The organism is Aquirufa sp., from assembly GCF_044377215.1.
In the GTDB taxonomy this organism is placed as follows: Bacteria; Bacteroidota; Bacteroidia; order Cytophagales; family Spirosomataceae; genus Aquirufa.
On sequence record NZ_JBILJM010000019.1, the window covers coordinates 1 to 21,103 of the forward strand.

At 43.1% G+C, this 21,103-nt stretch carries 10 protein-coding genes; 7 read left to right on the forward strand and 3 right to left on the reverse strand.

Features of this window, described 5'->3' with window-relative positions; all coding sequences use genetic code 11:
• Both ACIQ6T_RS07265 and ACIQ6T_RS07270 read right to left on the reverse strand, forming a co-directional pair.
• Positions 1-4,831 (reverse strand): beta strand repeat-containing protein (locus ACIQ6T_RS07265; protein ID WP_395785241.1); only part of this gene is annotated, 4,831 nt, incomplete at its 3' end.
• A 13-nt stretch (positions 4,832-4,844) separates the two neighbouring features.
• Positions 4,845-5,564, reverse strand: coding sequence for a hypothetical protein (locus tag ACIQ6T_RS07270; RefSeq protein ID WP_395785242.1), 720 nt, complete (start codon positions 5,562-5,564; stop codon positions 4,845-4,847).
• Positions 5,565-5,645: 81 nt separating this feature from the next.
• On the opposite strand from ACIQ6T_RS07270, the gene ACIQ6T_RS07275 reads away from it, so the two are divergent.
• The 7 genes from ACIQ6T_RS07275 (at position 5,646) to ACIQ6T_RS07305 (ending at position 18,400) form a co-directional block, all read left to right on the forward strand.
• Positions 5,646-6,338 carry a 6-phosphogluconolactonase gene (locus tag ACIQ6T_RS07275; RefSeq protein ID WP_395785243.1) on the forward strand — a complete coding sequence of 231 codons (693 nt, stop codon included), beginning with the start codon at positions 5,646-5,648 and terminating at the stop codon, positions 6,336-6,338.
• A gap of 10 nt (positions 6,339-6,348) precedes the next feature.
• A complete protein-coding gene (locus ACIQ6T_RS07280; protein WP_395785244.1) occupies positions 6,349-7,701 on the forward strand; it encodes a 3-oxoacid CoA-transferase in 1,353 nt (450 codons plus the stop codon).
• Between the two features lie 183 nt (positions 7,702-7,884).
• Positions 7,885-10,899, forward strand: coding sequence for a SusC/RagA family TonB-linked outer membrane protein (locus tag ACIQ6T_RS07285; protein WP_395785245.1), 3,015 nt, complete (start codon positions 7,885-7,887; stop codon positions 10,897-10,899).
• 19 nt (positions 10,900-10,918) lie between these two features.
• Positions 10,919-12,595: a RagB/SusD family nutrient uptake outer membrane protein gene (locus ACIQ6T_RS07290; RefSeq protein ID WP_395785246.1), complete on the forward strand. Its 1,677-nt coding sequence runs from the start codon at positions 10,919-10,921 to the stop codon at positions 12,593-12,595.
• 55 nt (positions 12,596-12,650) lie between these two features.
• Entirely contained in the window at positions 12,651-13,916 is a 1,266-nt protein-coding gene (locus ACIQ6T_RS07295; protein ID WP_395785247.1) for a metallophosphoesterase family protein, read from the forward strand.
• Positions 13,917-13,989: 73 nt separating this feature from the next.
• Complete coding sequence (locus tag ACIQ6T_RS07300) at positions 13,990-16,419, forward strand: bifunctional YncE family protein/alkaline phosphatase family protein (protein ID WP_395785248.1); 2,430 nt, start codon at positions 13,990-13,992, stop codon at positions 16,417-16,419.
• Position 16,420: 1 nt separating this feature from the next.
• Positions 16,421-18,400, forward strand: coding sequence for a TonB-dependent receptor plug domain-containing protein (locus tag ACIQ6T_RS07305; protein ID WP_395785249.1), 1,980 nt, complete (start codon positions 16,421-16,423; stop codon positions 18,398-18,400).
• Here the strand turns inward: ACIQ6T_RS07305 and ACIQ6T_RS07310 are convergent, their stop codons facing one another.
• Positions 18,401-21,076, reverse strand: coding sequence for a bifunctional YncE family protein/alkaline phosphatase family protein (locus ACIQ6T_RS07310; protein WP_395785250.1), 2,676 nt, complete (start codon positions 21,074-21,076; stop codon positions 18,401-18,403).
• Positions 21,077-21,103 lie beyond the last annotated feature (27 nt).

A 21,103-nucleotide genomic window follows, 5' to 3' on the forward strand; every position in this document is an offset into this window, starting at 1 on the left:
CTCCCGTTCCCCCTTGAGCAACGCCCACAGTTCCCGTCGAAGTTAGTACTTTCGAGGCGTCCGTAAAGATTGCTTTGGAGGCTGTTAGCGTACTATTTGTCTGTGAGCCGGTGAGTAAAAGGTTTCCACCAACTTCTACATTTCCAGTCGTATTCACACTTGAAAAGGTTTTCGCTCCAGCGATTGTCTGTATTCCTGTTGTCATAATGCCCGGATTTGTACCATCTGCCGGACTGAGACTGATTTCACCCCCAGCCGTAATCGTCAGGCCTTTTGCCGTAGCACTTGCATTGACTGTCCCAAGCGTCACAGCTGGCGAGGCATTTTCTGCCGCCCAAACTCCCGCACGCGAAATTAAAACTTGGCCATCAGTGCCTGGACTAATTGCCGTGACAGCGGAAGTTCCGGCTCCCACGAGTAAGGCAGCGCTTGTCAGGGTAGTAGCACCCGTTCCCCCTTGGGCAACGCCCACGGTCCCTGTGGAGGTAAGCACCTTAGAGGCATCCGTAAAGATTACTTTAGAGGCTGTTAAAGCATTATTTGTTTGCGATCCGGTTAGCTCGAGGTTTCCGCCAACAGATAAATTGCCGCTCGATGTAAGACTGGCAAAGGTTTTCGTTCCAGCCAATGTTTGCGTTCCTGTTGTCATAATGCCACCCGTAGAAGCATCTGCCGCAATGGGCTGACCGGCTACCCAAGCGGTTCCCGAATAAGTTATTATATCCCCAGCCGTAGTACCCGATAAACTGTTGATACTACTCGTTCCATTGCCAATAAGTATTCCTTGGCTAGTAAGCGTATTTAATCCCGTTCCCCCGTTAGCAACAGGTAATACGTTGGTTACTTTCGAGCCTAGGTCGATGGCGCCGGCCAACATACCATTCGTTATTTTGCCCGTACCTACAGCTGCAACACCCGTATTGGATAAACTAATATCACCCGTAATGGATTGTGCTGATGCGGCATTGGACCCATTCCCAATCCAAATTTTACCATCTGTTAATGCGGTTCCTGCTGGACTAGTAGATGAAACTGTTTGCGTAGTAATTGAGGTAATTCGCCCCTTTGTATCCACAGTAATAATTGGAATAGCACTTGCACTTCCAAAGTCTCCGGCTACTACGCCGCTATTCGCTAACGTCGCACTAATCGCACCTGTACCAGAACCCGTCATATCGCCACTTAACGTGATGGTTTGATCCCCAGTATTTGACCCGATAATGGAGGCATCATTTCCGACCGTTAATGTTTTTGAAATCGTTCCGCCAACTAGATTAAATCCTGTTCCCAAACTACTTGGCCGGACACCATTCACGGATTTATTAGTTAAATCTTCGGCTCCTGCCAACGTACTCAATGTTCCGGCAGTTGGCAAATTCAATGAAGTAGCTGCAGTCACTGTCAGGTTAGTTGCATAAGCTCCGTTCCATACCAAATTACCGCCCATTGTTATCGTTTTACCTGTATTGTCTACACCTGTACCACCTTTGGCAGCTGATAAAATGCCTGAAATTTTAGCATCTGTCACAGCTCCATCTGCGATTTTTAAAGTACTAATGGCATTCGCCGCAATGCTAGGACTTGTTGCCGTTCCCGTGATATCGCCGGCTAATCTAATTTTTCCAGAGGTTGTTGATGAAGCATCCGGTGTTCCACCCGTACTAACGGTATTATCCACATAAGCCTTATTTACGGCATCCGTATCGGCCGACGGGGCATCTTGTAAAATCACTTTTTTACCTATTCCAAAACTTAAATTGCCACCCATGTTTCCTCCAGAAAGCCGGACATAACGCGCATCCAGCGCCGCTTGGTCTGTACTTATCTCATTCCAGATTGCACCGTCGTAAATAAAAGTTCGACCATTATTGGAGGAAGTCGGATCCGCCGAAACAATGTAAATATCACTATTTGTGGGGGAGCCAACAGCTGTAAAAGCTCCTCCGTTGTATGTTCCCGTATATGTTCTGCCATATAGAATAGCTACATTTCCACTACCATCTGGCGTGATGCCATTCACTTTTTGAACCGCACCCGTGACGTCATTTACAGGAATCGCACTGATCGAAAAGAAAGGATTTCCCGCCTTGACATAGCCTGAACTCATGCTATTTGTTCCTAATCCTCCATTAGCAACAGCAAAAACCGTCGATCCAGATATCGTCCCATTCAAGACTGGACTGGTAATCGTAGGATTGGAGGCCCGTACCAAATTTCCACTACCAGAAGTATTCAATGCTGATGGGCTAGCCGTCGCACCACTGAAATTCCCCAAAACTGTACCGTTGGCCATCAAAGGCAAATTGCTTAAGGTAATGTAATTCGCAACACCAAATTTGTCATCCACATAGGTTTTAACTGCATTTTGTGTCGGGAATAAAGTCGTACTTGTCCCTAAAGCCGCATCCGATTTATTGGCTGTATTTTCCTTTAGGTCTAGTGCTGTTAGTGTTGCACCACCTACCGAACCACTTACTGCTAAATCCACATAGGTCTTTACCGCTTTTTGACTCGCATAATAGGTGTCACTAGGCGTTGAATTTCCTAGGTCAGTCGCTGTGGATTTATTGGCCACTAATTCCGCCCCTGAAATTTGTGCCACAGGTATACTGGTTGTCGCCGTATAGGCTGAAGTTCCATTTCCATATAAAAAACCGGTCAATGTTCCCGCTGTTCCACTTCCACCATGTGAGGCAATAATCGTTCCAGTCACGTTAGCTGCATTTCCGCTAATGTTTCCCAAAATTTTCGACCCACTTACTTGGTCAATTTTTTCATCTGTCACCGCACCATTTAAGATTTTAATTGTCGTGACAGCATTAGTCGAAATCGAAGGAGAAACGGATGTTCCACTCAAATCCCCTGCTAATTGGACAATACCTTTAACCGTTGTGCTGGCATCAGAAACGCTTCCATTAGTAATTTGAGTATCCACATAATCCTTGATCATTTTCACAGAAGGATACTTGGTCGTAGACAGCGCATCCGCTCCCATGTTATTCGATTTATTACTCGAAATTTCTTTACTAGCTAAGCCGGGAACTAAGGGCGCCGTCGCCGTACCACCCAAATCTCCTCCTAATTGAATGATTCCTTTTGCACTCGAACTCGCATCAGAAACACGCACATTTGTAATTTGTGTATCTACATACTCTTTTATCAATTTTACGGAAGGATACTTGGTCGTAGACAATGCATCCGCACTGATATCAATTGATTTATTGGTTGCAATTTCTTTGCCTGCCAAACCAATGACAACAGGTGAGGCCGAAGTTCCTCCCAAATCCCCTGCTAATTGGACAATACCTTTAACGCTCGTGCTGGCATCTGACACTCCGCCGCTACTAATTTGACCATCCACATAATCTTTAATCATTTTGACTGATGGGTATTTGGTCGTCGAAAGTGCATCTGCAACGATATTATTTGATTTGTTGCTTGAAATTTCTTTACTAGCTAAGCCGGGTACTAAGGGTGCGGAAGCCGTCCCTCCCAAATCTCCTCCTAATTGAATGATGCCTTTTGCACTCGAACTCGCATCATTTACGGATAAGGAGGATATTGAATTTTGAACAAAGGCTGTGGTTGCCACTTGAGTTGAATTTGTTCCATTGCTTTGAGTAATCGCGATGGTTGTGCTGGGTAATTGGGGTATACCGGTGAAAACAGGTGAATTTTTATCTGCTTTGGCATTCAAATCCGCGGCTAATGCCGTACCCAACGTGGCCTGATCTACATAGATTTTTACCGCTTTCGCCGATGGGTATTTCGTATCCGAAGCGCCATCTGCTGTCAAATCCACGGTTTTATTACTCGATACTTCTTTTTGAGCAAGTCCTGGCACGGTTGGATTTGTCGCTGTTCCAGCGAGATCCCCAGAAAGCTGAACTTTACCGGGAGCAAGTGTTGTCGCATCCGGTGCGCCGGAAACCACCACTTGACTAATCGCTTGATCCACATACGTTTTAACGGCTTGTTGGCTCGGATAAGCCTGATTACTGGGACTTCCACTCCCTAAATCTGTGGCAGTCGATTTATTACTTAACGACTCATACGAACCACCTAAACTATTGAATTGATTTATTGTCTGCGCCCGCTGATCATTTAACTGAGCACTCAAGGTATTGAAATTTTGATTCACTTGATTTTGGATAGTCGTATTCGTTTTGTTAACTGAAATCAGACCGGTTTCCTGAGTTTCTAAGCGTGATTCGTGCAAATCAACACGCTTTTCCAAGCTAATTCGTTGTGCTTCCACCGCAGCAAATTGATTATTCGTTTGAGTCACATTAGCAAGTAACTTATCCTCTAAGGGTTTTAAATCTTGCTTAAGTAAATACCCAGGATCATTTTCAAAATGGGATAATTTTTTAGGAGCATTTTGCACATTCGCGTATTCTACAGATGCGGCATACAATGCATATGGGGAGTAGTTAAATGTCTGATTACTAACCTCAACGAAGCTGGATGTATTTTCAAATTTAACAGCCACGACGAGCGACTTAACTTTTGAATCCCATACTAATGCACTCCACTGGCGATTTATCGCGGTACTTGACTGCGTATTTCCTGTACCAATCGTCAAATTGACCAAGCCAAAATCATCCGTTTTCGTTTCATGTATCTCCTCGAAGTCTGCGACATTCCCTGTCTTAATCGTAAATCGAATCGTTACATTGGCCTTTGCCATGACTTGATTTTGAATAAATGTTCCGGGAATTTCAACGGGTTTGGGATTCAAGATCACCGCTTGGTAATTGATACCTGTATTTTGCGCCAAGCTGTTCCATCCCAGGAATAGCACAATCAGCGTGCTGATAAGTTTTTTCATAGCGATTTGGGATTTAATTAGGGAAAAGGCGGATGCCAATAAATAGCGCGTTAGGCTGAAATGCCAAGGTGGTGTTGTTTACGGCAGAAACCCCGATACTTTTCATGGATTGAAATCCAAGCAGAATTCCAGTATACGAATTTATGCGATGGTTTAGTTGGACAACGTATCCCGCCAATGTCTGTAAGCCATTAAATTGGGAATCATTTTGTAAATCCAAAAATTGGGTATCAATAGTTTGTACCCCATCTATAAGTAGTTGGCCCTGTAGCTTACCCTGTACTTCTAGCGATGTTTTTTTACTGAACGGAATTTGCATACCTCCATGCAGACCGACGCCAATAAAATCCGTTTGATAGGCAATTTGACTACTATTAATATTACCTGAGGTGTTGAATTGATCAGCGGAAAGTTGGACCCCTACACGAAGCATACTAATCAATTTGGCTTGGGTGCTGTGATTGGTAAAATAAACAGCGGACCGATTGGTTTTAAGGAGTAATTTGGACGTATCAAGTAGAATTTTTTGGTAGCTGATTTCGAGATGCCGACCAGATGACGGCCGCAAAGATTCCAAAGAGCCACCAACCGAATTCGTAAATTGATACGTTGACACGTTAGTACCTAAGCGAATGGACCAATTTTGTGCGTAAAGGGGAGGGGAAATGGCAAAAAGCCAGATAATGCCTACGGAGACGACATGCGTCCATGTGGCTGGGGAGGATAAATTCATTAAAGTGTTTTTTAGAACTAGGTTGCTTGGCCGAAATTAGCGAATTTTAACATGTAAAAAAGAAATAAACTGATAATTGATATGAAAATTACGACTGCCATTGATTATGCTGAATTAAGCCAATTGGCCAGCGCGAGTATTTTGAGTTCAGTGCGCGAAAACCCTTCTTTATTTTTTTGTGCCGCTACGGGAGGATCACCTACAGGCATGTATGCAGAAATGGCGAAAAATGCGGCGGATTTTACGCAGATGCGCGTCATGAAAATGGATGAGTGGGGAATTATTCCTTCGGAACATCCAGATTCGTGTGAGTCGTATTTACATAAACATTTAGTAGGACCTTTGGCTATACCTGAATCGAGGTATTTCGGATTTGATACGAATATGTCGGATACGGATTCAGAATGCCTTAGGATGCAAGGAATTATTGCGCAAGAAGGTCCTTTTGATATTTGTATTTTGGGTTTAGGTAAAAATGGGCATATCGCTTTTAATGAGCCGGCATCGTTTTTAAATGCCAAATTTCATAAGGCTTCCTTGGCAGAATCGACGATCCAACATGACCCAGCGCTATCACAGGGTGCTGAACCGGCATTTGGTTTATGTGTGGGCATGGAGGAAATCTTGCAATCGAAAAAGATTATTTTCTTGGTGACCGGAAACGGTAAAGAAGCTGCATTTAAACAAATTATGACGAAGCAAATTACCACGGATTGTCCAGCGTCATTTTTGTGGTTGCACCCCAATGTGGAGTGTTATACGACGGTTAACTAACCCCAAATTCATGCATAAAGTATTCCCATCTTCCACGCTTGCCTTACAAGATATACCGGATGGGTCGACGCTCATGTTTGGCGGTTTTGGTTTAACAGGTGTCCCTGAGAACGCAATTAATACGCTTTTTAAAAAGGGAACCAAAAACATCACATGCATTTCCAATGAAGCAGGCCTGGAGGATTTTGGCTTAGGATTGCTGATTGGCAATCACCAAATCTCCCGCATGATCTGTTCCTACATCGGCGAGAATCATGTGTTTGAACAATTGCTCATCGACGGGAAATTGGAAGTAGAACTGGTTCCGCAGGGTACACTCGCCGAACGGATTCGCGCAGGAGGTGCAGGCATCCCCGCTTTTTATACACCGGCAGGTGTAGGCACGGAAGTGGGTCAAAACAAAGAAAAACGCACGTTTTCTGGGTCCGAGTACTTATTAGAAACTGCCCTTCAAGCCGATTTTGCTTTTGTCAAAGCGTGGAAAGGGGATACAGATGGTAATTTGATTTACAAAGGGACATCCCAAAACTTTAATCCAGTAATCGCCACCGCAGGAAAAATCACCATTGCCGAAGTGGAGGAATTAGTGCCTGCGGGAACCTTAGATCCCAATCAAATACATACGCCAGGAATTTATGTCCAACGGATCTTTCAAGGTAAGGATTACCTCAAGCCCATTGAACATCTAACAACTCATCACGATCAGCTCATCGCTGCTGACCTCAGTCCAGATGAACTAAAAAAGGAGTGGATTGCTGAACAGATTGCGAAAGAAATCAAAGATGGTGATTATGTGAATTTGGGGATTGGCATTCCGACGCGCGTGGCAAATCACATTCCGGCTAATCTGAAAGTTATCTTACAATCTGAAAATGGGTTGTTGGGCATCGGTCCATTTCCAGAACCGGGGGAAGAAGATGCGGATATCATTAATGCCAGCAAGCAAACAATCACGATAAATCCAGGAGGTTCTGTATTCGGATCTGAAGCTAGCTTTGCGATGATTCGCGGTAATCACATCGACGTGACCATATTGGGTGGGATGGAGGTTTCCGAAAATGGCGATTTGGCTAACTGGAAAGTACCTGGAAAAATGGTCAAAGGCATGGGAGGTGCCATGGATTTAGTAGCTTCCGCTGATTACGTCATTGTGGCCATGATGCATCGCTCGCCAAACGGAAAATCTAAATTGGTCAGCCAGTGTAGCCTGCCGCTCACCGGAGTTCAATGCGTGAAACGTGTGGTCACAGATTTGGGTGTTTTTGATATAATTCCCGAAGGGGGATTTAAATTAATTGAATGTGCGCCAGGTGTTACGATAGCCGCCATTCATCAAGCAACTGAAGGAAAATTAGTTGTTTAAATAGCTTCTTTTCTGTCAAAATTAGGGCACTATTCACATTTTTTATGTGCAAACTTTTGGAGCACAAAAATAAAATGGCAAAATTCGGAGAATTAATTAGATAACATTAGCTTAACATGGATGTAATCTAATCAACATTATACCAATATACTTTTGTCCCTTAATCAATTAAACAATCCATTCATGAGATTACTCGTACGCACGCGTGCGCACCAGTTACTAGCTCAAAGTCGTCATGCGGTTTTCCTATTAACTAGCGCCATCCTCTTACTTTGTTTACAAACCAATACGGTTTACGGGCAAGGATCTAAAATTACTGGAAAGCTAACCGATGCCACCACGCAAGAACCCCTTGCTGGAGGATCAGTTTCCATTAAAGGTTCCACCAAAGGAACCACCGCTGATGCTAATGGTCAGTATTCCATTTCCATTTCTTCTGGAAATACAGTACTGGAATTTAAATTTGTTGGCTATGCCACCAAAACAGTAACTGTTGGTAATCAATCCACAATTAATGTGTCCTTAGCACCTAATGCATCCGACTTAGAACAAGTTGTTGTGGTAGGCTACGGTACGCAAAAGAAGACAGATGTTACCGGTTCTGTTAAATCCGTGGGAAGTGCCGACTTCAACAAGGGTATCATCAACTCCCCGGAGCAATTATTACAGGGTAAAGTTGCGGGTGTAAACGTTACTTCAGCAACAGGTGAGCCTGGTGGTTCTCAAGGAATCACGATTCGTGGACCTGGTGGAATTCGTACAGGATCAACTCCTTTATTTGTAATCGATGGTTTAGCTTTGGATAACTCATCTACAGGTGGTGGTAATCCATTAAACTTCATTAACCCACAAGATATCGAGACAATCGACGTATTGAAAGATGCCTCTGCGACTGCCATCTATGGTTCTCGTGGTGCAAATGGTGTCATCCTAGTAACAACTAAAAAAGGAAAAGCAGGAACGTCAAAAATTGAATTCTCGTCGACGATTGGTGTTAGTTCCATCACACGTCCCTTACCTGTCCTATCTGCGAGTGAATTCCGCAAGCAAGTAGTGGCAAATAGTGGTGTACTAGAGGATTTTGGCTCGGAAACAGATTGGCAAAAAGAAATTACGCGCCAAGCAATGACCAAGAACTACAACCTAAGTTTAGGTGGTGGTGCCAATAAATTAACCTACTACGCTGCTTTTGGTGCACAAATGCAACAAGGTATTTTGAAAAACAATCAGTTGGACCGTTTAACTGGCCGCATGAATGTGAATCAAAAATTCTGGGATGATCGTTTGAACCTAGATGCCAATATATCCTTCTCCAATACAGTAAATGAGCGTCCTGCCATTGAAAATTTATTAGGAACAGCGATTGCAAATAATCCTACCTTGCCCACATACGCAAAGGATGGTAAAACACCTGCAACGTTTATCAGTCAGTCAAATCCATTGACAACGTTACAATTGTTTAAGGATGTGAATACCACCAATCGCTTTATTGCAAATATTTCACCTTCTTTGAAATTGACGAAAGGCTTGGTGTATCGAATGAACTTCGGTTATGACAATTCTACATCCGTACGCGATGTACAGACATTAGCAAGTAATGTTCCTAAAATTGATGGTCGCTTAGATACGTATAATACAAGTAACATGAATCAGTTGATTGAAAATTATTTGACGTATAACCTAGATTTAGGAGATCACAGTTTTGCAGCTTTGGTGGGTCATTCATTTCAAAAAATTGAATATCAGTGGCGTACGTTCAGCATCAACCGTTTTCCAATTGTTCCTACGGAGCCAATTTACAACCCAGGCATCGGACAAGAGTTAACGCTTGCTACGAACAGACCAGCGGGTAATGCATTCATTAATGAATTGCAATCATTTTACACACGTTTGAATTACGATTATCAAGATAAATATTTGGCAACTGCCACAGTGCGTGCCGATGGTTCGTCCAAATTTGGTTCCAATAATAAATATGGCATTTTCCCTTCATTCTCATTGGGATGGCGTATTTCTGAAGAACCTTTCTTGAAAAATTCGTCGATTAGCAACTTGAAATTACGTGGAGGTTGGGGACAAACAGGTAACCAAGAAATTCCACCAAAAATCACACAGCCGTTATTTACAGCGACGGTGGGTGCATCTACCTCGTACCCATTGGATGAATCTGCTTCATTCCCAGCAGGAATTACCTACTCGCGTTTAGCAAATCCGGATATCCAGTGGGAGGTTTCTACACAGATGAACGTAGGTTTGGATTTTGCTTTCTTAAATGGCGCACTATCTGGATCGGTTGATGCGTTTAGAAAGGTGTCCACCAACATGCTTTTGGAGGTTATTCCAGCAGATCCAGTTCAGCCAGCGAGTTCAGTTTGGACTAATGTGGCGAATATGGAAATTGTCAACAGTGGTGTGGAATTGGATTTGGATTATAAATTCCAAACGAAATCAGGCATTAAATTTAATGTGGGGGGTAACTTAACTTTGATCAATAATGAAGTTACAGGTTCTCCGTATACTGTTATTCCTTCAGGATCTGCATCAGGTTCAGGTTTGACATCAGCGACGATCAACGGATATATCAACGGACAGCCGATTGGTACCTTCTTCTTACGTGAATTCATTGGTTTTGATGAGAAGGGAATTAGCAAGTACAAAGATCAAGATGGTGACGGAATTGTGACTGACAAAGATCGAATTGCGGCAGGAACGGCTTTACCTACGACCATGTACAATTTCTTTGGAAATGCATCTTACAAAGGATTCGATGTTTCCATGCAGTTTAACGGTGTGTCAGGGAATAAAATCTACGATAACACAGCTAATTCATCGTTTTACAAGTTGAGAATCTCAAAAAACACGAACGTGACGCCAGCTGCTTATGCAGATGCGAAAGAGTCCATCAATAACGCGGCGCCAGTTTCAACACGTTACTTGAAAGATGGTGCATTCTTACGTTTGAATAACGTTACGCTTGGATATCAAATCCCAACAGCCAAGTTAGGCATAAGCAAATTTATCTCCAGTGCACGTTTATCCGTTACAGGACAAAACCTGTGGGTGAAAACGAAGTACGATGGATATGATCCAGAAGTAAATAAGGATAACTCGATTAACGGTGTTTTATCTTACGGTATTGACTACCTAAGTTACCCGAAAGCGAAATCAGTGATTGTTGGTTTAAATCTTACATTCTAATTTGAATACCTACATAGAAATGAAAAAGTTAAGAAATATAGCCATGTTAATGGTAGGGATGACAGCCTTAGTAGGTTGCTCCGATTTGAATGAAGTTGTATTAGATGAATACAATGCAGCGAATTTGACAGATAAGCAAGCAGCCGATGGAATGATTGCTCCGGTGTATGCTTTATTGCCAACGATCTTCCAACATACGACCTTGTTCGCGTTGCAAGAAATCTCAACGGATGAAGCAATTTTGCCTTACCGTGGTGGAACAGATTGGGGTGATAATGGAATCTTTTTGTCTTTACACAAACACGAGACAACGAGTACAGATCCAAACGTACGAAATACATGGAATGCAACCTTAGCGGGTATATCGCGTTCCGTAACGGCAATCAATTCCTTGAAATTGAATACGGATGCCAATGCTAAATTATACACAGCTGAAGCTCGAGGTATGCGCGCGTATTACAACATGGTCATGTTAGACTTATTTGGATTAGCCTTCTCAAAGGATGATTTAAGTGAGGTAACAACTATTCTTCGCGGTGAAGCAGCTATCGCTTATATCAAAAGTGAATTACTAGCGGTAGAACCTTTATTGTCTACTTCAGTTGGCCCAGGTCGCTTAACCAAAGGAGGCGCTTGGGGTTTATTAGCTCGTTTGCATTTGAATTCGGCAGTTTGGCGTGATCCTTATGGAACGCCAACGCACAAGGCTGAGGATATGGATAAAGTGGTTGAGTATTCAGATAAGATCATTAACTCAGGCCAATATGCCTTGTCAACTGATTATTGGGATATCTTCAGCAATGCGAATCACGGAAATAAGGAGTTGATTTTTGCGGTTGATCAGCGCGCAGAATTGAATGGACATAACCGACTTTCTTATTTCTCATTAGCGAATGATCAGCGTCCATTGCCAGCATTTCCTGCAGCAAATGGTACTGACGGTCCAGCAATCACACCTACTTTTTATCAGACATGGGTTTCTGCGTATGGTTCCGTGGATCCAGCAGTTGCAGATCCTCGTTTTTACAAGCAAAATGTAAAGAAGGAAGATAATCAATGTGTTGATCCAGCAACATATAAAATTGACCGTGGAATATTGCGTGGCCAACAATACGGATTGATCTTCAAAAGCGGTGCCTTTGTGAGATGTGCAGATGGAAAATCAATGCAGGTGGGTAAAATTGTCAACTCGCGTGGTAAAGGAAATCCCATGGTCATTCATAACGAAAAGGTTGATTATACAACAGAGGGTAGTGATTACAGCTCTGGTTTCCGTGTGTTGAAATATGAGTTCTCGAACAAGTCGGCATCTGGCCGTAATTTCGGCGAAGCAGATATCATGATCGTTCGTTTAGCAGATGTTTATTTAATGCGTGCGGAGGCTAAGTTGCGTAAGTCAAATGATGCAGCTGGGGCGCTTGCCGATGTGAATAAAGTTCGCTTGTCTCGTACAGCTAATTCCCCTGCAACGGCACTTGCAAGCATCAACTTAGATTTGTTGTTTCGTGAGCGTGGTTTTGAGTTGTATTGGGAATTACAACGCCGGACGGATTTAATTCGTTTCGAAAAGTATGAGGACAGCTGGACTGAGAAAACAGATAAAAATAAGAATAGGCGTGTTTTCCCAATCCCGCAAACGGCGATTGATGGAGCGTCTAACTTAACAGGTTATTTAAAACAAAACGCAGGTTACTAATTTTTTTTATCTTTAAGGCGCCAATATTTTTTGGCGCCTTTTTTTTTGACCTATTATGAAAAAAATCGTCTTTTTATTCTTACTTCAAGCGACTATTTGCCTTGGCCAAAAAGCACAAATTGTTCGTGGACCTTATTTGCAGTCTGTCACACCCAACTCTGTTTTAGTACATTGGCGGACTGATATTCCAGCTCCTAGCCGTGTATTTTATCAGGCAAAAGGAAAAATTTTAGTTGCTCAGGATACAGCCCACGTAGTCGATCACGTGCTCGCATTAACTAAATTAAAACCGGCGACGAAGTATGCTTATCAAATTGATTCTCAATCTTTTGATTCCAATCGCTATGTCGTTACCGCTCCTGCATTTGGGTCGAAAGAGTCCGTACGGATTTGGGCTTTGGGTGACTTTGGCGATGGCTCAGCAAGCCAAAAGGCTGTCATGAAATCGATTGAATCGTATACGCAAGGAAATCGTCCAGATGCTTGGATTTGGTTGGGAGACAATGCGTACAACAACGGAAAGGATGAAGAATATCAAAAATATGTATTTGATGTTTATCAAACAGCATTTTTGCAAAACCTTCCTATCTATCCTTCTCCTGGAAATCATGATTATGCAGGTAAACACGATCCTAGTTTGCCTCCTTATTTTAAGATATTTAATATGCCCGTAGCAGGCCAAGCAGGCGGAGTTCCTTCGCAATCGGAATCTTATTATTCTGTTAATTACGGGCAAGTACATTTAGTTGCCTTAGACACGGAAATGCGCGATGTGAATGGATTGCAATTAATGGATGGTAAAGGTCTGCAATACGATTGGTTAAAGGCTGATTTAGCGGCGAATAAATTACCTTGGGTGGTTGTCTATTTTCATAAACCTCCTTATTCCAAAGGCTCGCATGATTCGGATACTGAATTGAACATGAAGCATTTACGCGAAAACGTAAATCCACTTTTCGAGCAGTATAAAGTTGACCTAGTCATTGCCGGGCATAGCCATGTATATGAACGTAGTTACCCAATGCGCGGGCATTTTGGCATAAATGAGACATTTGATGCGGCAACGCACGTGGTGGCTGAGTCTACCTCACCTAATCATTATGTTGTAGGACCAAAGGGCCAAGGAGTGATTTATGTCGTGAATGGATCAGGTGGGAGAGTAGGCGGTCAGCGTCCCGGTTTTCCCATGAAGTCGTCGGTGTACACCAACAATAAAATCGGTGGATCCGTCATCTTGGATGTTGACAAGCGTACCTTCAACCTAAAATGGATCCAATCCGATGGGGTAGTTGGTGATGAATTTGTGATCGAAAAGCGGTAATATCAAATTGTTAAATCATTGTTTGAGCCTTACTTTGCTCATACATTTGGATTAATTTCAAGAAAAAAAACATATGCGCCACCTACTAATTTTTTGTGCTGTTTTATTGACCTTACAAGTAAATGCACAATCCGATTTACAGTCTCAATTAACATCAAAGCGTGTCACACTTCCGAACGGATGGAAGTTATCACCTCATGGAGAATCGATTCCGTTAGGGGATTTGCCTTTGCACGTGGCTGTTTCTCCAAACCAAAAATATTTGGTTGTCACGAATAATGGCCAAAGTGTTCAGAGTTTACAATTGATTGATGTCGCAACAAGTCGGGTCTTAGATTCGAAAGAATTACCAAAATCTTGGTATGGATTAAAAGTAGCAGCCAATAATAAAACAGTTTTTGTTTCGGGGGGGAATGACAATGTCATTTTGGTATTTGAAATTGAAGCAGGCAAGCTAGTTGAAAAGGAAAGTATTGCTTTAACAACAGAAAAGAAAGCGGTGATTTCGCCATCAGGTATCGAATACGATGATGCAACTGGTATTCTCTACGTAGTTACGAAGGATAATAATTCCTTGTATGTCATCCAGTCCCAAACGAAAAAAATTCTGGCCATTCATAAATTACCGGCTGAAGCTTTTACATGTCTATTGAATCCTAAAAAGGATATCTTGTATATATCGATTTGGGGAGCTCGTCAAGTTCTTCCATTTCAAATTTCCTCGAATAAATTCGCGCCATCTATAGCTGTTGGTGATCACCCCAATGAAATGGTCTTGACAAAAAATGGCCAACATTTATATGTCGCCAATGCAAATGACAATTCGGTATCTGTCATAGACACGCGCACTGCAAAAGAAATAGAAGTACTGAATGCGGCTTTGGTTCCTAACGCCCTAGCGGGTAGTTCCACCAACGGATTAGCATTGTCGGCCAATGAAGAGCGCTTATATGTAGCCAATGCAGATAATAATTGCTTAGCAGTTTTTGAAGTTGAAAAACCAGGTCAATCAAAATCCTTAGGTTTTATTCCGGTGGGTTGGTACCCAACATCCTTACAAGTTGTGAAGGGTAAATTGTTTGTCGCCAACGGAAAAGGTTTTTCTTCCTTTGCGAATCCAGATGGCCCAAATCCCATTGAGAAAAAACAAACAGTTACGTACCAGAAATCGGACAACAATAAAAAGGTTCGTACAGGTTATATTGGCGGATTAATGAAAGGGACGATGTCCATTTTTCAGGAACCTACTGGCCCTCAATTAGCTATACTTTCAGCTGCCGTTTATCAAAATACGCCATATACCAAAGAAATTGAAATGAATCCCTCAGGTGAAAAAGGAAATCCCATTCCCATGAAGGTAGGAGATGCCTCACCGATTAAATACGTGTTTTATGTTTTGAAGGAAAATCGCACCTATGACCAAGTTTTGGCGGATGTTGCTGGTGGAAATGGCGATACGACGTTATTGTTGTTTGGAGAGAAATATACGCCTAACCAACATAAAATTGTGAAGGATTTCGTGTTGTTAGATAATTTTTATGTTGATGGCGAAGTGAGCTCAGATGGACACAATTGGTCCACATCGGCACATGCAACGGACTATTTGGAAAAGACGTGGCCAACATCTTACGGTGGACGCGGGGGTAAGTATGATGGGGAAGGGAACCGCTTGATTGCGAACCCAAAGAATGGATTTATTTGGGATTACTGCCAACGAGCCGGTGTTTCTTACCGAACCTACGGTGAATTTGCGGATGATTTTAAACCAAATATTCCTGCTATTGCAGACCATTTTTGTCCTGATTTTGCCTCATTTGATCAAAATATAATGGATACAACTCGTTTTCATGCTTGGAAGAGAGATTTTGATCGCTTGCTAGCGCTAAATCAGGTGCCTCGATTTAACTCGTTGCGTTTTCCAAATGACCATACAGAAGGCCAACGATTAGGGAAAAAGACTCCGTTTGCTTACGTTGCCGACAATGATTATGCCGTTGGTCTATTTGTTGAGCACTTGTCTAAATCACCTATTTGGAAAGAGACAGCAGTTTTTATTGTCGAAGATGATGCGCAAAATGGACCTGATCACGTAGATGCACACCGGACGACTGCTTACCTAGCAGGTGGTTTTGTGAAACGTGGATTTGTCGACCATACACCGTATTCCACTTCCTCGATGTTGCGTACGATGGAATTAATTTTAGGCTTGCCTCCAATGAGCCAATACGACGCGGCAGCTACGCCGATGTTCCGAAGTTTCTCACCGGTGGCTAACTTAAGTTCATTTGATGCTTTATTGCCGCGTACGAATTTATTCGATACGAATGTATTAGATACCCCAAGTGCGCAAAAAAGTGCTCGATTTGATTTTAGTAAAGAGGATTCCGTTCCCGATTTGGAATTTAGTGAAGTGATTTGGAAGGCTGTTAAAGGCGAAAATTCGGTGATGCCAGCACCGCGTAGAGCAGCCATTTTAGCTGTTTCTGGTACTGATATCGATTAGCATGCAGTTTCTATTGGTTAGTTTATTAGGTGCCCGATTGGCTTTTGCGAGCCTGTCGGACACGTTGGTTACGGTGGTTGTGAGCGCAAGCCGACAACCCATCGAGCGAAATCGGGTGGCTTTTCCAATTTTTCAGGCTAAAGTCCCAAGTAGTCAGTTACCGAATACCCCTGAATTATTCCGAACCGTTCCGGGTGTTTTTTTGCAACGTACGAATCAAGGTGGTGGTTCAGCTTTTGTTCGCGGATTAACCGGGAATCAAACTTTGTTGGTGTTGGACGGAATTCGATTCAATAATTCAACGTTTCGTTTCGGCCCTAATCAATATTTAAATACAATTGATCCATTTTCCTTAGATCAGGTGGAGGTGCTACGTGGTTCAGGTGCAGTACAATATGGCTCTGATGCACTGAGTGGTGTTGTTCATTTGTCCACCAGCAAGCCTCAGTTTAGTCAGACATCCCGCTGGGCAGGACATGTATTAACCCGGGCCATCAGCCAAGGAATGGAAACCAGTGCCTTAGGAAAAGTTAGTTATCAAGCCCCAAAATTTAGTATTTCTGTCCTGGCGGCGGCGAAAAAATTCGGAGATATCACGCGGGGTGGAGGGGGATTTCAAAGGCCAACTGGCTTTGAGGAGCAAAATATATTGGTTCATGCGCGGCAGAAATTAGGCCAACGGATTATTTGGGAGAATTTGGTCCAACAAAATAGTCAAGCGAACGTTCCTGTATTTCATAAAGTGCGTTTGGAAAATTTTGCGTTGAACGAAATGACTACCCAAATTTATCGTCGGGCATTTAGTCGCTTAACATATCAGGGGACCAATGCGCTGTTGGATCAAGTCGAATTGACGGCCTCGGTGCAGGAGAGTGTTGAAAAGCGCTCCCTTCAAAAAAATGGGAGTGCCACTTTGCGTACGGAAAATGATGCAGTGCAAACCTTGGCTTTGATTGGCCAGGTGAAAAGCAGGCTTTCATCTACCTGGACCAGTTCTACGGGACTTGAGTCGTATATAGATGGCGTTCAGAGTACGCGCGTGGATCAAAAAGGCGCCCAGCGGATTAATTTACGCGGTTTATACCCTAACAATTCGCGCTATTCAACCTTATCGGCCTTCAGTCTACATGAATGGTCACTTAAAGATGTGCAGGTGCACATGGGTTTGCGTTACCAGCACATAATGGCTGATTTGCCGGATTCGACGGTAGGTCAATCGAAAATTTCCATGGGTGCGCTGGTGTACGATGCTGGTTTGTCTTATGCGTTGGGTCGGAATTTAACAGTATTTGCTTCCGTTGCCTCCGGATTTCGCGCTCCTAATTTAGATGATTTGGGCAGTTTAGGGATTGTGGATTTTCGGTATGAATTACCAGCTTATGATTTAAAACCGGAGATTTCCTGGAATAAGAATGTGGGAATTCGTGTGCATACGCCTGTGTGGAAGTCGGAGCTTGTATTCTTTCACTCCAATTTGACCAATTTAATTACGCGTATAAAAACAACGGATGTCATTCAGAATTACCCGGTGTATCAGAAGGAAAATACGGTAGAGGCATATATGTGGGGATTCGAGTGGGGCCAACAGCTTCAATTGGGGGAGCGATGGTCAATGGCAAATCAAGTATCTTATGTTTATGGGCAAAATGTAAGTCAAAATGAACCGATGCGGCGCATTCCACCATTATTTGGCCATGTTTCCGTGACATACCAGGTAAAGAAAGTACAAACCAGCATGCTCTGGCAGGGAGCAGCGCGCCAGGACCGTTTAAGTGCCGGTGATCGCGCCGATAATCGAATGAATCCGAAAGGAACACCCGGTTGGGGAATCGTAAGTTTACACCTAGCTTATCAGCTAAATGCTCACTTGCGCGTTGCCTTGCAGGGAGAAAATCTAGGTCATGTCTTGTACCGCATGCATGGTTCAGGGATTGATGGCATGGGACGCAGTTTGCACATGCAAATTGGCTATCAGTGGTAATTAATGGTTTTTCCGCTGGTCAGCCTCGTCATCCATTTCAACTGTCTTCTTTATTTTTCTCCAATCAATCGTTCGGTTATAGCGAATCATGGTTTTGTCTGCATCAAAAATCCGTTTGTCCGGGAAGCTAAATTGGTAGGGCGTGAAGTTGGGCGTTTCCGTAAAGAAATCATCTAAAATACTGGCTGTTTGGTCGTAGTGGTTGACAGCCGGAATTCCAAGTAAGGTATAGATGACGCGCAATATTGACCCAAAATTAGCGTGTCGGTGCGATACATAATCGCGTTTCACATACGGGCCAGCCATCATCAAAATACTTCGGTGTGCGTCGATGTGATCCACACCGCCTTGCGGATCGTCTTCGGTTACGATGACAAGCATATTTTTCCAATAAGGTGTATGTGAGAGAAATTGTAACATACGGCCTAGTGCTAGGTCATTATCGGCCATAAATGAGGCCTTATATGGAAATCCTGCAGTAGAATCCAAATCTCCACCGTGGTCATTCGGCAATTGTACCGTGATCAATGAGGGCATTTTGTCTTTGCCACTAAGCCATTTTTCGGTGAATTCAGTTTCAAATTGATGCACGCGAAATTGATCAGGAATGCTGGTATTAAATCCGGCATAGTTGTGGCTTGTATTCTTAAAGAGCGCTTTTTGCATGGGAACCATGACGATGTGCCCAGCTCCGGTAAGAGTATCTGACCAATCTTCACGTACGTGTCCAGTTTCGTTTGCCTCCCCAAAATTGTAAAACGATATGTTTTGGCGTTCGAGTGCCTCCCAAATTCCACCAATCTCCGCATAATCTTCTGGATCCATACTTCCGGTTGATCCTGGAAGTCGGCGACCCGGCGCTTCGGAGAATAATTTAGCAGTCTTGCTTACGCTGGAATTTGTTTCAACCCATTCATTGGGAATCACGCCCATCATCCAGTGGTGTCCGTGGATGGAAGCGTCGCTATCGCAGTAGAAATTATCACTCATGGAAAATGCTTTGGCGATTTGGTGGTGATTAGGAGATACGTCAACATTCCTAAATGTTTTGTTTTTCTCGTAGACTGTGCGGTTAAGCCCGTAACGCGCTAAAGTTGAATCTCCATTTGCACCTTTAAATTGGCCAAAAAATTCGTCATACGTACGGTTTTCTTTGGTAATGTAGACGATGTGTTTAATGGGTGTTTGACCTGGTTTCGTGATGGAGAAGGTGCTGTTTCCTCGCTTAGAACCATCTTTAATGACGAATGTATTGTTTTTAACTTGGGTGGTAAATTGAGCTAATTCTATTTTTGACGGCATGGAAATCGTTTGGAATGTACCTAATTGGACATCTCCAATGTATGTTCCTTGTTTCGGAGCTTTGTAACCGACGCCACCATTGGGTCCGGCACCGTATCCGCGACACGTGGTGACGTAGAGTGATTTTTCGTCGGCTGCTAATTTTACGCGCGTGGGCCCCCAACCGGTTGGAATAAATCCGCTTGTTTTTTGGGTAGGCACATCGATGACCGCGACGGCATTTAAGCCTAATAACGTAACATATAGTTTCTTTTCGTCTTTACTAAGTGTTAAACCAAAAGGTAAATAGCCTCTGCGTTTATCTAATAATGGGGAAAATTGGATCGGAATATGCGCTTTAATCTTTTTTGTTTTGTAGTCAATGACGGCGATGTTGTCATTGGTCGCATTGCTGACAAAGATATATTGCGAGCCAACGGCGATGGAATTAGGACTTGATCCTCCGACAACTTCCATTTCTTCAACCATTTCACCGATTTGAAAACCGGGTTTATAGATTTCGATTGTTTGGTTAGTTCGCAGATCAATCTGGTAAACACTCATGGCTTCGTTAACGCGTGGGTCTCCCACACCGGGTATGGATTTACCTGCTACCATGGTTCCCTCGCGCGATTCTTTCGTGTCATTTCCATAAGGGTGGTGGGGAATATATTGAGATTGAATATTCTCAGGTGTCGTTCCGTTGACTAGCGGATAGGCATACATGCCCACATTCGCCACGAATGCATATTGATGATCGGGACTAAGGCTAATGCCAAAGGGCAGGCGACCTGTGGGCGTGCTCGATTTGATATTTCCGGATGTTAAATCCAAGCGCACCATGCGGTAATTTGCTTGATCCAAAACGAGGAGTTCATTTTTTTCTGGCATGATGGCCATATCGGATGCGAAACTATCATTAAATATTTTTTCGCCAATTTTCCCATCGAGTGAAATGGTTCTTAGCACATTTCCGGATTGAATATCTACGTGGTATACGTTACCTGCATCACCTCCACTGAGGTAAAAACTTTGGCTATCTGAGGCAAATACAATTCCTAAAAAAGAGCTTTTTCCATAGGGTGAATTTTTATCGGGTGTACCAAATTCCGGAAATCTTTTTGATGTTTGATTTCCTAAATTTATGCGCGTAAATGCGGCATTGTGTATGGTAATTGCCCATTTTTTGTCTGGGCTGATGGATAAGCCAAAAGGGTCATCTGTTATTCGTAAGGTTTTTCCAGCTGGTGTCACATAGCGTCCGCTAGGAAGGACGGAATATGAACTTGTATCAATTTTCGCAAATTCATTGAGGCCGGGGACTTCGAGGATTTGTTGGGCTTGTGATGTAAATAGGCTTGTGCAGCAGGCTAAAAGGAGTATCAGGTTCTTCATGAATTGAAATATTTCCCGAAAGGTAAT